Origin of the sequence: Bacillus sp. Nf3 (assembly GCF_003028545.1) — a bacterium.
Lineage (GTDB): Bacteria > Bacillota > Bacilli > Bacillales > Bacillaceae > Bacillus > Bacillus safensis.
In genome coordinates this window covers 1-541 of sequence record NZ_PYUA01000098.1, presented here as the reverse complement: position 1 = coordinate 541, position 541 = coordinate 1, and the positions used below count along the sequence as shown (strand labels likewise).

Below are 541 nucleotides of genomic sequence, written 5' to 3'. Positions count from 1 at the left end.
GGCAAACAACGTACGCCAACGCGACGGGAGGTGGCGCAGGCCACCGCGCCGGGCCTGGAAATGCCGCGACGGCGGCAGCTGCAGCCACAGCAGCACGGTGCTGGCGATGGCGATGATCGAGACGACGCCGATGCCCCAGCGCCAGCCCCAGTGGTCGGCGATGATGCCGGCCAGCAGACGCCCGCTCATGCCGCCGATGGCATTGCCGCCGATGTACAGGCCCATCGCCAGGCCCAGCGCGCGGCTGTCCATTTCCTCGACCAGGTAGGTCATCGCCACCGCCGGCACGCCACTCAGCGCCAGCCCCAGCAGGGTGCGCAGCACCAGCAGCGTGGTCCAGTCATCCACCAGCGCGGTGCACAGCGACAGCACGGCCGAGGCCAGCAAGGCGGCGATCATCAACGGGCGGCGGCCGACCGCGTCGGACAGCAGGCCGGCCAGCAGCATCGCCACCGCCAGCGTGCCGGTGGTCAGCGACAGCGACATCGCACTGCCGGCGGCGGACACGCCGAAGTGGCGGCTGAACTCGGGCAGCAGCGGC

General features: G+C 71.7%; 1 protein-coding gene. It reads right to left on the bottom strand.

Annotated features, from left to right (window positions below):
- A partial coding sequence (locus tag C9414_RS21030; protein WP_142398085.1) for an MFS transporter occupies window positions 1–541 on the bottom strand: 541 nt, incomplete at both ends.